General features: G+C 68.9%; 15 protein-coding genes. 11 read left to right on the top strand and 4 right to left on the bottom strand.

Annotated features, from left to right (window positions below; translation table 11 throughout):
• Positions 1-8 precede the first annotated feature (8 nt).
• The 3 genes from OH735_RS08335 to OH735_RS08325 form a co-directional block, all read right to left on the bottom strand.
• Complete coding sequence (locus tag OH735_RS08335) at positions 9-1022, bottom strand: COX15/CtaA family protein (RefSeq protein WP_406380750.1); 1014 nt, start codon at positions 1020-1022, stop codon at positions 9-11.
• Positions 1023-1097: 75 nt separating this feature from the next.
• Positions 1098-1883, bottom strand: coding sequence for an ABC transporter permease (locus OH735_RS08330; RefSeq protein WP_406380749.1), 786 nt, complete (start codon positions 1881-1883; stop codon positions 1098-1100).
• Positions 1880-2860: an ABC transporter ATP-binding protein gene (locus OH735_RS08325; RefSeq protein ID WP_406380748.1), complete on the bottom strand. Its 981-nt coding sequence runs from the start codon at positions 2858-2860 to the stop codon at positions 1880-1882. The genes OH735_RS08330 and OH735_RS08325 overlap by 4 nt, the downstream gene beginning before the upstream one ends.
• A gap of 136 nt (positions 2861-2996) precedes the next feature.
• On the opposite strand from OH735_RS08325, the gene OH735_RS08320 reads away from it, so the two are divergent.
• The 9 genes from OH735_RS08320 (at position 2997) to OH735_RS08280 (ending at position 10307) form a co-directional block, all read left to right on the top strand.
• Positions 2997-3737 (top strand): helix-turn-helix transcriptional regulator, encoded by a 741-nt coding sequence (locus OH735_RS08320; RefSeq protein WP_406380747.1) that lies wholly within the window; start codon positions 2997-2999, stop codon positions 3735-3737.
• Positions 3734-5155, top strand: coding sequence for a Fe-S cluster assembly protein SufB (gene sufB / locus OH735_RS08315; RefSeq protein WP_406380746.1), 1422 nt, complete (start codon positions 3734-3736; stop codon positions 5153-5155). The genes OH735_RS08320 and sufB overlap by 4 nt, the downstream gene beginning before the upstream one ends.
• A 69-nt stretch (positions 5156-5224) precedes the next feature.
• A complete protein-coding gene (sufD, locus tag OH735_RS08310; protein ID WP_406380745.1) occupies positions 5225-6442 on the top strand; it encodes a Fe-S cluster assembly protein SufD in 1218 nt (405 codons plus the stop codon).
• Positions 6442-6759, top strand: a complete 318-nt coding sequence (locus OH735_RS08305; RefSeq protein ID WP_093539686.1) for a bifunctional 3-phenylpropionate/cinnamic acid dioxygenase ferredoxin subunit — start codon at positions 6442-6444, stop codon at positions 6757-6759. Before sufD ends, OH735_RS08305 begins: the two co-directional genes overlap by 1 nt.
• A 7-nt stretch (positions 6760-6766) precedes the next feature.
• A complete protein-coding gene (gene sufC / locus OH735_RS08300) occupies positions 6767-7531 on the top strand; it encodes a Fe-S cluster assembly ATPase SufC (RefSeq protein WP_351259406.1) in 765 nt (254 codons plus the stop codon).
• Entirely contained in the window at positions 7528-8784 is a 1257-nt protein-coding gene (locus OH735_RS08295; protein ID WP_406380744.1) for a cysteine desulfurase, read from the top strand. Before sufC ends, OH735_RS08295 begins: the two co-directional genes overlap by 4 nt.
• Positions 8785-8810: 26 nt before the next feature.
• Positions 8811-9266 carry a Fe-S cluster assembly sulfur transfer protein SufU gene (gene sufU / locus OH735_RS08290; RefSeq protein ID WP_406380743.1) on the top strand — a complete coding sequence of 152 codons (456 nt, stop codon included), beginning with the start codon at positions 8811-8813 and terminating at the stop codon, positions 9264-9266.
• Entirely contained in the window at positions 9263-9616 is a 354-nt protein-coding gene (locus OH735_RS08285) for a metal-sulfur cluster assembly factor (RefSeq protein ID WP_371665221.1), read from the top strand. The genes sufU and OH735_RS08285 overlap by 4 nt, the downstream gene beginning before the upstream one ends.
• A gap of 217 nt (positions 9617-9833) precedes the next feature.
• Positions 9834-10307, top strand: coding sequence for a carboxymuconolactone decarboxylase family protein (locus OH735_RS08280; RefSeq protein ID WP_406380742.1), 474 nt, complete (start codon positions 9834-9836; stop codon positions 10305-10307).
• Between the two features lie 112 nt (positions 10308-10419).
• Here the strand turns inward: OH735_RS08280 and OH735_RS08275 are convergent, their stop codons facing one another.
• On the bottom strand, positions 10420-11532 hold the full coding sequence (locus OH735_RS08275; protein ID WP_406380741.1) for a hypothetical protein: 1113 nt from the start codon (positions 11530-11532) through the stop codon (positions 10420-10422).
• Between the two features lie 112 nt (positions 11533-11644).
• Here OH735_RS08275 and OH735_RS08270 point away from each other — a divergent pair, with 112 nt between their 5' ends.
• A complete protein-coding gene (locus OH735_RS08270; RefSeq protein WP_406380740.1) occupies positions 11645-11965 on the top strand; it encodes a DMT family transporter in 321 nt (106 codons plus the stop codon).
• Positions 11965-12501: a TetR/AcrR family transcriptional regulator gene (locus OH735_RS08265; protein ID WP_406380739.1), complete on the top strand. Its 537-nt coding sequence runs from the start codon at positions 11965-11967 to the stop codon at positions 12499-12501. Before OH735_RS08270 ends, OH735_RS08265 begins: the two co-directional genes overlap by 1 nt.
• Positions 12502-12516 lie beyond the last annotated feature (15 nt).

Raw genomic sequence — 12516 nt, 5'->3', positions numbered from 1 at the left:
GTCGGCTCTCAGCCCGCCGTGACCGGCTCAGGCTGTTCGGCGGCGGGACCGGGCACCGCGGCGACGTCCGCCGGGCGCTCCCGCAGCGACAGCAGTACTCGCACGACCGCGATCCACACGAGGCACGAGCCGAGCATGTGCAGGCCGACGAGGAGCTCCGGGGTGTCCGTGAAGTACTGGACGTAACCGATCACGCCCTGCGCCAGCAGCACCAGGAAGAGGTCACGGGTGCGGCGCAGCGGCCCGACGGGCGCGTCGACGGCCTTCAGTACGAACCAGAGGGCGACGGTCAGCGCCACCACGGCCCAGGCCAGATCGGCGTGCAGCTGCGCGATCATCTTCCAGTCGATCGGAATGCGGTGGACGTCGCTGGAGTCACCCGCGTGCCGTCCGGCGCCCGTAACGACCGTGCCGACCGCGATCAGCAGCCCCGCCACGACCGTGAGCAGCCAGGTCAGCTGGGACACCGCCTTGCCCACCAGCGGCCGGGGCGCCGCGTCGCCCTCACGGGTCCGCTGCCACGTCACCATCGCGACGGTGAGCAGCGCCGTGGAGAGCATGAAGTGCGCCGCGACGGTGTACGGGTTGAGGCCGACCAGCACCACGATGCCGCCGAGCACCGCGTTGCCCATGACCACCCAGAACTGCACCCAGCCGAGCCGGGTGAGGCTGCGCCGCCAGGGCTTCGCGGACCGGGCGGCGATGATCGCCCACCCGACGGCCGCGCACAGGACGTACGTCAGCATCCGGTTGCCGAACTCGATGGCGCCGTGGATGCCCATCGCGCTCGTCGCCGTGAGGCTCTCCTCGGTGCACTTGGGCCAGGTCGGGCAGCCCAGGCCGGAGCCGGTCAGCCGCACCGCGCCGCCGGTCACGACGATGAGCACGGCCATGACGACGGCCGACATGGCCGCACGGCGGACCGTGCGGGGGGACGGAGTCCATCGCTCGGCGATGTAGAGGAGCGGGTTCCGCACGGCTTGAGCGACTTCGGCTCGGGTCAGCTTGGGCACGCGCACCATGGTAGGCGGCGGCTTGTGCAAGCTTTCACGAGGGGGACGAGTTACCCGAAACGGCGACGGAGCGCACCCACGGACTCACTCCCAGCGGAAGAACTTCGCCGCCGCGCCCAGCCCGAGCACCGCCCACACCGCGAGGATGCCGAGGTCTCCCCACGGCATCGACGCGCCGTGCTGGAGCACGTCGCGCAGCCCGTCCGACAGGGCCGCGATCGGCAGCAGACCCAGCACCGACTGCACCGCGTCCGGGAACTTCTCCAGCGGCACGATGACACCGCCGCCGACCAGCAGCAGCAGGAAGACCAGATTGGCCGCGGCGAGCGTCGCCTCCGCCTTCAGCGTCCCGGCCATCAGCAGCCCGAGCCCGGAGAAGGCCGCGGTGCCGAGCACGAGCAGCAGCAGGACGGCGAACGGGTTGCCGTGCGGCGACCAGCCCAGCGCGAACGCGATCACCGTCACCAGCACCACCTGCAGCACCTCGGTGACCAGCACGGAGAGGGTCTTGGCGGTCATCAGGGCCCAGCGGGGCAGCGGCGAGGCACCGAGCCGCTTGAGCACCCCGTACCGCCGCTCGAAGCCGGTGGCGATGGCCTGGCCGGTGAAGGCCGTGGACATCACGGCGAGCGCGAGGATGCCGGGCGCCAGGAAGTCCACCGACTTGCCCGCGGCCCCCATCGTCTCGGTGGGCACGGCCACGATGTCGACCGCGCTGAACAGCACCAGCAACAGCGTCGGGATGATCACGGTCAGCAGCAGCTGCTCGCCGTTGCGCAGCAGCATCCGCGTCTCCAGCGCGGTCTGCGTGGTGATCATGCGGGACAGCGGGGCGGCGCCCGGCCGCGGGGCGTACGTACCGGCGCTCATGCGCGCAGCTCCTTGCCGGTCAGTTCCAGGAAGACGTCCTCCAGGGTGTGCCGCTCCACGGAGATGCCGGACGGCATCACGCCATGCTGCGCGCACCAGGAGGTGACGGTGGCCAGCAGCTGCGGGTCGACGTCACCGGTGATGCGGTACGTGCCCGGGGTGAGCTCGGCCGCCTCCGTGCCGTCGGGCAGCGCCTTCAGCAGGGAGCCGAGGTCGAGACCGGGGCGGCCGGTGAAGCGCAGGGTGTTCTCGGCGCCGCCGCGGCAGAGCGTCTCCGGGCTGCCCTGGGCGATGACCTTGCCGGCGTCGATAATGGCGACGTCGTCGGCGAGCTCCTCGGCCTCGTCCATGAAGTGCGTGGTCAGGACGGTGGACACGCCGTCGGCCCGCAGCTCCCGTACGAGATCCCAGGTGGACCGGCGGGCCTGCGGGTCGAGGCCGGCGGTCGGTTCGTCCAGGAAGACCAGCTCGGGGCGGCCGACGACGGCCATCGCCAGGGCGAGCCGCTGCTGCTGGCCGCCGGAGAGCCGGCGGTAGGCCGTCCGGCCGCAGCTGCCGAGGCCGAGGCGCTCGATCAGGGCGTCGACGTCCAGCGGGTGGGCGTGGAGTTTCGCCATGTGGCGGAGCATCTCGTCGGCGCGGGCTCCGGAGTAGACGCCGCCCGACTGGAGCATCACGCCGATCCGGGGGCGGAGCCGCGCCGCGTCGGCGACCGGGTCGAGTCCGAGGACCCGTACCGTCCCGCCATCCGGACGGCGGTAGCCCTCGCAGGTTTCTATGGTGGTGGTCTTGCCGGCGCCGTTGGGGCCGAGGACGGCGGTGACCGCGCCGGTGCGTACACACAGGTCGAGGCCGTCCACAGCGGTCTTGGGGCCGTACCGCTTCACCAGGCCGCGGACCTCGACAGCGGGGTGCGGCGCGGAGCGCCTCGATGGGGGGTGGCGGCCGGGCGACGGGAGGGCGGACTCGCTCTTCATGGCCGGTAAGTCTAGGCAGGGGCGGGAAACGCCCGTGTCCCGGGGCCGCATTAGGTGACCCTAAGTGATGAACCGCACCGCAGATCGTTCCGGACCGTGGTTGTCAGGGCGAGATGAATTACGCAACAATGGCGTTGTGAAATACGTTGGCGAGGCTCCGCAGGAGGAACTCGCGACCGGAGAGCGCTCGACGCGCAACCGCGTCGCGCGATCCATCCTGGACCACGGCCCGTCCACGGTTGCCGACCTGGCCAAGCGTCTGGGCCTGACCCAGGCCGCGGTACGCCGCCATCTCGACGCCCTCGTCTCCGACGGCGTCGTCGAGGCCCGCGAACAGCGGGTGTACGGCGCACGGACCCGGGGCCGCCCGGCCAAGGTGTTCGCCCTCACCGACTGCGGGCGGGACGCCTTCGACCAGTCCTACGACAAGCTCGCCGCAGACGCGCTGCGCTGGATCGCCGAGACCTCGGGCGACGAGGCGGTCATCGCCTTCGCCCGGGCCAGGATCGCGGCCCAGTCCGAGGCGTACCGCGCGGCGGTCGAGGCCGCGGACCCGCAGGCGCGGACCAAGGCCCTGGCCAAGGCCTTGTCGGCCGACGGGTACGCTGCTACCGCGCGTAGCGCGCCCGGCCCGCAGCAGGGCGAGCAGCTGTGCCAGCACCACTGCCCGGTGGCCCATGTCGCCGAGCAGTACCCGCAGCTGTGCGAGGCGGAGACGGAGTTCTTCTCCAGCCTCCTCGGGACCCATGTGCAGCGTCTGGCCACCATCGCCCACGGCGACGGTGTGTGCACGACGTACATTCCGCGCAGTGGCCACGCAGCACCACAGACCACCCATTCAGTATCTGCAAGCACGGCCGGGAGGAACCCCGCATGACGCTCCCCACGGAGACTGCCCACCCTGAGCTCGAGGGTCTGGGTACGTACGAATTCGGCTGGGCCGACTCCGACGCGGCAGGCGCGGCGGCCAAGCGCGGCCTCTCCGAGGCTGTCGTACGCGACATCTCGGCAAAGAAGAACGAGCCCGAGTGGATGCTGAAGCTCCGTCTCAAGGGGCTGCGCCTGTTCGACAAGAAGCCCATGCCGAACTGGGGCTCGGACCTGTCGGGCATCGACTTCGACAACATCAAGTACTTCGTGCGGTCCACCGAGAAGCAGGCGGAGTCCTGGGAGGACCTGCCCGAGGACATCAAGAACACGTACGACAAGCTCGGTATCCCGGAGGCGGAGAAGCAGCGCCTGGTCGCCGGTGTCGCCGCGCAGTACGAGTCCGAGGTCGTCTACCACCAGATCCGTGAGGACCTGGAGGAGCAGGGCGTCATCTTCCTCGACACGGACACCGCGCTGAAGGAGCACCCGGAGCTCTTCAAGGAGTACTTCGGCACCGTCATCCCGGTCGGCGACAACAAGTTCGCCTCGCTGAACTCGGCCGTGTGGTCCGGTGGCTCGTTCATCTACGTGCCGAAGGGTGTCCACGTCGACATCCCGCTGCAGGCCTACTTCCGTATCAACACGGAGAACATGGGTCAGTTCGAGCGGACGCTGATCATCGTCGACGAGGACGCCTACGTCCACTACGTCGAGGGCTGCACCGCGCCGATCTACTCCTCGGACTCGCTGCACTCCGCCGTTGTCGAGATCATCGTGAAGAAGGGCGGCCGCTGCCGCTACACGACGATCCAGAACTGGTCGAACAACGTCTACAACCTGGTCACCAAGCGCGCCGTGGCGTACGAGGGCGCGACCATGGAGTGGGTCGACGGCAACATCGGCTCCAAGGTCACCATGAAGTACCCGGCCGTCTACCTGATGGGCGAGCACGCCAAGGGCGAGACGCTCTCCATCGCCTTCGCGGGCGAGGGCCAGCACCAGGACGCCGGATCCAAGATGGTCCACATGGCGCCGAACACCTCCTCCAACATCGTCTCCAAGTCGGTGGCGCGAGGCGGCGGCCGTACCTCGTACCGCGGTCTGGTCGAGATCGGCGAGGGCGCCGCGGGCTCCAAGTCCAACGTGCTGTGCGACGCGCTCCTGGTCGACACGATCTCCCGCTCCGACACCTACCCGTACGTCGACGTCCGCGAGGACGACGTGTCGATGGGTCACGAGGCGACCGTCTCCAAGGTCTCCGAGGACCAGCTCTTCTATCTGATGAGCCGCGGTCTGACGGAGTTCGAGGCGATGGCGATGATCGTGCGCGGCTTCGTCGAGCCGATCGCGAAGGAGCTGCCGATGGAGTACGCACTCGAGCTCAACCGGCTGATCGAGCTGCAGATGGAGGGCTCGGTCGGCTGACACGGGCTAGCACAGCCGGACGACCGAACTCCCCGACTTTTGACAGAGAAAGCGAGCACTACGACAGCCATGGCTGAGGCTCAGAACTCCCCCACTCTCGGCTCCGCTCGAGCGGGGGGGCCCACTCCGGCGGGCTCCACCACCACCGGATCCATCGCGGTGGCCGCCGAGTCGACCGTCGCCACGCGCATGAGCGCGCCCCCGTCCTACGACGTCGCGGACTTCCCGGTCCCGCACGGCCGCGAGGAGGAGTGGCGGTTCACGCCGCTGGAGCGGCTGCGCGGACTGCACGACGGCACGGCCGTCGCCACCGGTGGCGCCGTGAAGGTCGCGATCGAGGCCCCCGAGGGCGTCACGGTCGAGACCGTCGGCCGCGACGATTCCCGGCTCGGGAAGGCCGGTACCCCCGTGGACCGCGTCGCCGCCCAGGCGTACTCGTCCTTCGAGCAGGCGTCCGTCGTCACGGTCGCCAAGGAGGCCGTGCTCACCGAGCCGATCCGCATCGCGGTGCACGGCGAGGGCGGCGTGGCCTACGGCCACCAGGTCGTCGAACTGGGTGCCTTCGCCGAGGCCGTCGTCGTCATCGACCACACCGGTGACGCGGTGCTCGCCGCCAACGTGGACTACGTCCTCGGTGACGGCGCGAAGCTCACCGTCGTCTCCGTGCAGGACTGGGACGAGACCGCGGTCCACGTCGGCCAGCACAACGCGCTGGTCGGCCGGGACGCCTCGTTCAAGTCGATCGTCGTCACCTTCGGCGGTGACCTGGTCCGTCTCCACCCGCGGGTCAGCTACGCGGGCACCGGCGGCGAGGCCGAGCTCTTCGGTCTGTACTTCACCGACAAGGGCCAGCACCAGGAGCACCGCCTCTTCGTCGACCACAACACCCCCCACTGCAAGTCCAACGCCGTCTACAAGGGCGCGCTCCAGGGCGACGGCGCACACGCGGTGTGGATCGGTGACGTCCTCATCCAGGCCAGGGCCGAGGGCACCGACACCTACGAGATGAACCGCAACCTCGTCCTTACGGACGGTGCGCGGGTCGACTCGGTGCCGAACCTGGAGATCGAGACCGGTGAGATCGTCGGCGCCGGCCACGCCTCCGCGACCGGCCGTTTCGACGACGAGCAGCTCTTCTACCTGATGTCCCGCGGCATCCCGGCCGAGGAGGCCCGCCGGCTCGTCGTGCGCGGCTTCTTCGCCGAGCTCGTCCAGCAGATCGGCCTGCCGGACGTCGAGGCGCGGCTGCTCGACAAGATCGAGACCGAGCTGAAGGCTTCCGTCTGATGGCCTTCGTCAAAGCCTGTGCGCTGAGTGAGCTGGAGGACGACACCCCCAAGCGGGTGGAGCTCGACGGCGTCCCGGTGTCCGTCGTCCGTACCGAGGGCGAGGTGTTCGCGATCAACGACATCTGCTCGCACGCGAACGTCTCCCTGTCCGAGGGAGAGGTCGAGGACTGCATGATCGAGTGCTGGCTGCACGGCTCCAGCTTCGACCTGCGCACCGGCAAGCCGTCCGGCCTTCCCGCGACGCGCCCCGTCCCCGTATACCCCGTCAAGATCGAAGGGGACGATGTGCTCGTCTCCGTCACCCAGGAGTCCTGAGTCACCCATGGCAACGCTTGAAATCCGCGACCTGCACGTCTCCGTCGAGGCCGACAACGCCACGAAGGAGATCCTCAAGGGCGTCGACCTGATCGTGAAGCAGGGCGAGACCCACGCCATCATGGGCCCCAACGGGTCCGGCAAGTCCACGCTCGCGTACTCCCTCGCCGGTCACCCCAAGTACACGATCACCAGCGGCACGGTGACCCTGGACGGCGAGGACGTCCTGGCGATGACCGTCGACGAGCGCGCCCGCGCCGGCCTCTTCCTGGCCATGCAGTACCCGGTCGAGGTCCCCGGTGTCTCGGTCTCCAACTTCCTGCGCACCTCCGCCACCGCCGTCCGCGGCGAGGCGCCCAAGCTGCGTACCTGGGTGAAGGAGGTCAAGGAGACGATGGCCGGCCTCCAGATGGACCCCGCGTTCGCCGAGCGCAACGTCAACGAGGGCTTCTCCGGCGGTGAGAAGAAGCGCCACGAGATCCTTCAGCTGGAGCTCCTCAAGCCGAAGGTCGCGATCCTCGACGAGACCGACTCCGGTCTGGACGTCGATGCCCTGCGCGTCGTCTCCGAGGGCGTCAACCGGGTCCGCGAGACCGGCGAGGTCGGCACCCTGCTGATCACGCACTACACGCGGATCCTCCGCTACATCAAGCCCGACTTCGTGCACGTCTTCGCCAACGGCCGCATCGCCGAGTCCGGCGGCGCCGAACTCGCCGACAAGCTGGAGAACGAGGGCTACGAGGCATATGTGAAGGGTGGCGCTTCCGCGTGACACAGCTGCCGGGCCTCCTCGACACCGAGGCGATCCGCAAGGACTTCCCCCTCCTGGACCGCACGGTCCACGACGGGAAGAAGGTCGTCTACCTGGACAGCGCGGCGACGTCGCAGAAGCCGCGCCAGGTCCTCGATGCCCTCAACGAGTACTACGAGCGGCACAACGCCAACGTGCACCGCGGCGTGTACACGATCGCGGAGGAGGCCACGGCGCTGTACGAAGGCGCCCGTGACAAGATCGCCGCGTTCATCAACGCGCCCAGCCGCAACGAGGTGATCTTCACCAAGAACGCCTCCGAGTCGCTCAATCTCGTGGCCAACATGCTCGGCTGGGCCGATGAGCCCTACCGGGTGGACCACGAGACCGAGATCGTCACCACGGAGATGGAGCACCACTCCAACATCGTGCCGTGGCAGCTGCTCTCGCAGCGCACGGGCGCGAAGCTGAAGTGGTTCGGCATCACCGACGACGGCCGCCTCGACCTGTCCAACATCGACGAGATCATCACGGAGAAGACGAAGATCGTCTCCTTCACCCTGGTCTCCAACATCATGGGCACGATCAACCCGGTCGAGAAGATCATCCGCCGTGCCCAGCAGGTCGGCGCGCTGGTCTGCATCGACGCCTCGCAGGCCGCCCCGCACATGGTGCTCGACGTGCAGGCGCTGCAGGCCGACTTCGTGGCCTTCACCGGCCACAAGATGGTCGGCCCGACCGGCATCGGCGTGCTCTGGGGACGTCAGGAGCTCCTGGAGGACCTGCCGCCGTTCCTCGGTGGCGGCGAGATGATCGAGACCGTGTCGATGCACTCGTCGACGTACGCCCCCGCGCCGCACAAGTTCGAGGCCGGTACGCCCCCGATCGCCCAGGCCGTCGGCCTCGGTGCGGCGGTGGACTACCTGTCGGCGATCGGCATGGAGAAGATCTACCAGCACGAGCACGCGATCACCCAGTACGCGGTGAAGCGGCTCCTGGAGGTCCCGGACCTCAGGATCATCGGTCCTGCGACGGCCGAGGACCGCGGTGCCACGATCTCCTTCACGCTCGGCGACATCCACCCGCACGACGTGGGCCAGGTGCTCGACGAGCAGGGCATCGCGGTCCGGGTCGGACACCACTGCGCCCGGCCGGTCTGCCTGAGGTTCGGAATTCCTGCGACGACGCGAGCGTCGTTCTATCTGTATTCCACGCCCGACGAGGTCGACGCCCTGGTGGACGGACTGGAACACGTACGGAACTTTTTCGGTTAATAGGCAGAGCGGCTGAGGGTTGACTGGTGAAGCTTGATTCCATGTACCAGGAAGTGATCCTGGACCACTACAAGCACCCCCACGGGCGTGGCCTGCGGGACGGCGACGCCGAGGTGCACCACGTCAACCCGACGTGCGGCGACGAGATCACTCTCCGGGTGAAGTACAACGGCGAGACCATCGCCGATGTGTCGTACGAGGGTCAGGGCTGCTCCATCAGCCAGGCCAGCGCATCCGTGCTCAACGACCTGCTGGTCGGCAAGGAACTGGGCGAGGCGCAGAAGATCCAGGAGACCTTCCTGGAGCTGATGCAGTCGAAGGGCCAGCTGGAGCCGGACGACGCGATGGAGGAGGTACTGGAGGACGCGGTAGCGTTCGCCGGTGTCTCGAAGTACCCGGCCCGGGTCAAGTGCGCGCTGTTGAGCTGGATGGCGTGGAAGGACGCGACGGCGAAAGCGCTGTCCGAAGGGAAGACGGCATGAGCGACAACACGGTGACATCCAACGAGGAGCTCACGACCAAGCCGGCCTCCGAGGAGGAGGTCCGCGAGGCCCTGTACGACGTCGTCGACCCCGAACTGGGCATCGACGTCGTCAACCTGGGCCTGATCTACGGCATCCACATCGATGACGCCAACATCGCCACCCTCGACATGACTCTGACGTCCGCGGCCTGCCCGCTGACCGATGTCATCGAGGACCAGGCGAAGTCCGCGACCGACGGCATCGTCAACGAGCTGCGGATCAACTGGGTCTGGATGCCGCCGTGGGGCCCGGACAAGATCACGGACGACGGGCGCGAGCAGCTGCGCGCACTCGGCTTCAACGTCTGAGGCATCACTGACGAACGGCCCCCGGCTTCGGCCAGGGGCCGTTCGTCGTTCTCGGCGGGGGAACCGGAAGGATCTCGGCGGGGAACCGGAAGCCGAACGCGACACACGCCGACGCGAGGCCCGACACGGGAGACGCGCGTCACATTCCGCCGTGTCACATCTGGTGGGCTGTCTCCGTCAGAGAGGTGTAACGCCAACAACGGCAAAGGAGTGCGTCATGGAAGCTCGTTTGAACCTCTTCGCCAACCCGGTCGCGGCCGGGGCGCTGAAGCACATCATCGCGGCGGGCAAGGTGATCGGGGAATCGACGCTGCCGGCCGCGACGCGGGAGCTGGTGCTGCTCCGTGCCAGTCAGATCAATGGCTGCGCCTTCTGCGTCGACATGCACAGCAAGGACGCCGCGCACGCCGGGGAGACGTCGGTGCGGCTCAACCTGGTCGCGGCCTGGCGGGAGGCCAAGGTGTTCACCGATGCCGAGCGCGCTGCCCTGGAGCTCGCGGAGCAGGGCACCCGCATCGCCGACGCGGCCGGTGGTGTCGGTGACGAGGTCTGGGCGAATGCCGCCAAGCACTATGACGAGGAGCAGCTCGGCGCCCTGGTGTCGCTCATCGCCGTCATCAACGCCTTCAACCGCCTGAACGTCATCACCCAGCAGCCCGCCGGCGACTACCAGCCCGGCCAGTTCGGATAAACCAGGGACAGCCGGGACAGGCGGTTCGGTCAGGTACCGGGCAGCACACGCCCCGGGCGCCGTTCACCGGCGTCCGGGGCGTCGTGCCGGACCGTCCGGCGGTCCGGGCCGATCAGTACATCCGGGTGCCGTACGGGGGCGGCGGCGGGGTGCCTGCCGCCTCGGCCAGGGCCGGGCCCAGGTTCTCCGTACGGATGCGCCGGTCGACGTAGAGGAGTCCGGTCACCAGCGGCGGGAACGTCGTCGTGACGAGCTGTCCGATCAGCTGCCCGAGCGCCATGATCACCAGATAGCCGCTCATGGCGAAGAGGATCGAGGCCGGATTCGGGTCGTCGGCCAGGGTCGAGCCGCCGATGACACCGGAGAACATGCCGAGGAACGAGAACGGGATCTGGATGATGTAGCTCGCCACGCCCGCCATGAGCAGGGCCAGCAGGGTGATCCCGAAGACCCGCCACCAGTCGCCGCGCACCAGCTGCGACGAGCGGCGCAGTCCCGCCACCGGGCCCTGCCCTTCGAAGGCCACGGCCGAGGGGGCCAGACAGAACTTCACCCAGAGCCAGGCCGCCAGGGGCGCGGTGGCCAGGGCGCCCAGGAAGTCGAGCGAGGCCCACAGCGCGGTGCCGGACCCCTGCGAGAGAGTGATGGCGCCGATCATGACCGTGACGAAGCCGATCACCGCGAGCACTATCGGGATCATCGCGATCAGCGTGGACAGGACCACCGTTCCGATCACCGCCGGCACACGGGCCCAGGCCCGGCGCCAGATCGCGCCGAAGGTGGTCGGCCTGCCCAGGACCGCCTCCTGCAGGATCGCGGGAACGGTCGCGTACATCATGGCCGTACTGACCATGAACACGATCATCGCGACCAGCCAGACGACGCCGAAGCCGATCCCCAGCGGCACCACGTCCGCCGACGCCGGATCCTCCTCGGCGCTGAGCGAGACGACGTGGCGCAGATGGTCACTGATCTGGGAGTAAGCGATCAGGGCAGCCGCCCCCACGATCACCAGCGCCCCGCCGTACACGGCCACGCCTATGCCGAACAGTTGCTTCCAGTAGCGCCCCATCGTGCTGACGGCGCCACCGAGTATGTCCCCGAGCCTCAGCGGCGCCAGCGGTATGACCCCCGGCTTCGGCGGTGGCGTCCAGCCGCCCCATCCCGGCGGCCCCGGAGGCCCTCCGTACGGTGCTCCGCCGCCCCACCCTGCGTCCTGCGCCACTGCTGCTCCGTTGTGTGTCGTCGTCCTGTGTGCCGGTCGGGACACCGTAGCGCCCCGGGTGGCGCGAAACAGCCGTACTGTGGTGCGAGCAGCGATGCGTACACTCGTACACATGGGTTATGGACTGCTTGCCGCGGCGATCGCGGCCGAGGTGGCCGGTACGACGGCCATGAAGTACAGCGAGGGCTTCACCCGGCTCTGGCCCTCGCTGATCACCGTCGCGGGTTACCTCGTCGCCTTCGCGCTGCTCGCCCAGACGCTGAAGACGCTGTCGATGGGCACCGCCTATGCCATCTGGGCCGGGATCGGCACCGCCGCGATCGCCGCCATCGGCATCCTCTTCATGGGGGAGTCCGGCAACCTCGTCAAGCTGGCGGGCATAGCGCTGGTCATCGCCGGAGTGGTGGTGCTGAACCTGGGAGGGGCCCACTGATGACACGTCGTTACGACCCCGAGCGGCGCGGCCGCATCATCGACGCCGCGATCCGGGTGGTCGGCGCCAAGGGCATCGCGGGGCTGAGCCACCGCTCCGTCGCGGCCGAGGCCGATGTGCCGCTCGGCTCGACGACGTATCACTTCGCCTCGCTGGACGATCTGTTGACCGCGGCACTGCGCCGGTCGAACGAGAACTTCGCCGAGGTCATGCGGGCGAGCGAGGCCCTGACCGACCCGGCCGTCGACCTCGCCGGGGAACTGGCCCGGCTGCTGGGGGAGTACTTCTCCGGCGGGCGCGGGCGGGCCGAGCTGGAGTACGAGCTGTACCTCGCCGCGCTCCGCAGGCCCGCGCTGCGGCCGGTCGCCGCCGAGTGGACCGACGGCACCGCCGAACTGCTGTCCCGGCGGACCGATCCGGCCACGGCGCGCGCGCTGATCGCGCTCATGGACGGGATCTGTCTGCAGGTGCTGCTCACCGGAGGCGAATACGACGAGGCGTACGCACGGGAGATGCTGGGGCGCCTCCTCGGCTGACGAGGCGCCGCCGCT

Origin of the sequence: Streptomyces sp. NBC_01618 (genome assembly GCF_045209435.1) — a bacterium.
Lineage (GTDB): Bacteria > Actinomycetota > Actinomycetes > Streptomycetales > Streptomycetaceae > Streptomyces.
This window is presented reverse-complemented; position numbering and strand designations above follow the sequence as displayed.

Excerpts from the sequence above, each read along its gene's own strand:
- OH735_RS08335 (WP_406380750.1), bottom strand. The coding sequence starts at position 1,022 with ATGGTGCGCGTGCCCAAGCTGACCCGAGCCGAAGTCGCTCAAGCCGTG.
- OH735_RS08330 (WP_406380749.1), bottom strand. The coding sequence starts at position 1,883 with ATGAGCGCCGGTACGTACGCCCCGCGGCCGGGCGCCGCCCCGCTGTCC.
- OH735_RS08325 (WP_406380748.1), bottom strand. The coding sequence starts at position 2,860 with ATGAAGAGCGAGTCCGCCCTCCCGTCGCCCGGCCGCCACCCCCCATCG.
- sufB (WP_406380746.1), top strand. The coding sequence starts at position 3,734 with ATGACGCTCCCCACGGAGACTGCCCACCCTGAGCTCGAGGGTCTGGGT.
- sufD (WP_406380745.1), top strand. The coding sequence starts at position 5,225 with ATGGCTGAGGCTCAGAACTCCCCCACTCTCGGCTCCGCTCGAGCGGGG.
- OH735_RS08305 (WP_093539686.1), top strand. The coding sequence starts at position 6,442 with ATGGCCTTCGTCAAAGCCTGTGCGCTGAGTGAGCTGGAGGACGACACC.
- sufC (WP_351259406.1), top strand. The coding sequence starts at position 6,767 with ATGGCAACGCTTGAAATCCGCGACCTGCACGTCTCCGTCGAGGCCGAC.
- OH735_RS08285 (WP_371665221.1), top strand. The coding sequence starts at position 9,263 with ATGAGCGACAACACGGTGACATCCAACGAGGAGCTCACGACCAAGCCG.
- OH735_RS08280 (WP_406380742.1), top strand. The coding sequence starts at position 9,834 with ATGGAAGCTCGTTTGAACCTCTTCGCCAACCCGGTCGCGGCCGGGGCG.
- OH735_RS08270 (WP_406380740.1), top strand. The coding sequence starts at position 11,645 with ATGGGTTATGGACTGCTTGCCGCGGCGATCGCGGCCGAGGTGGCCGGT.
- OH735_RS08265 (WP_406380739.1), top strand. The coding sequence starts at position 11,965 with ATGACACGTCGTTACGACCCCGAGCGGCGCGGCCGCATCATCGACGCC.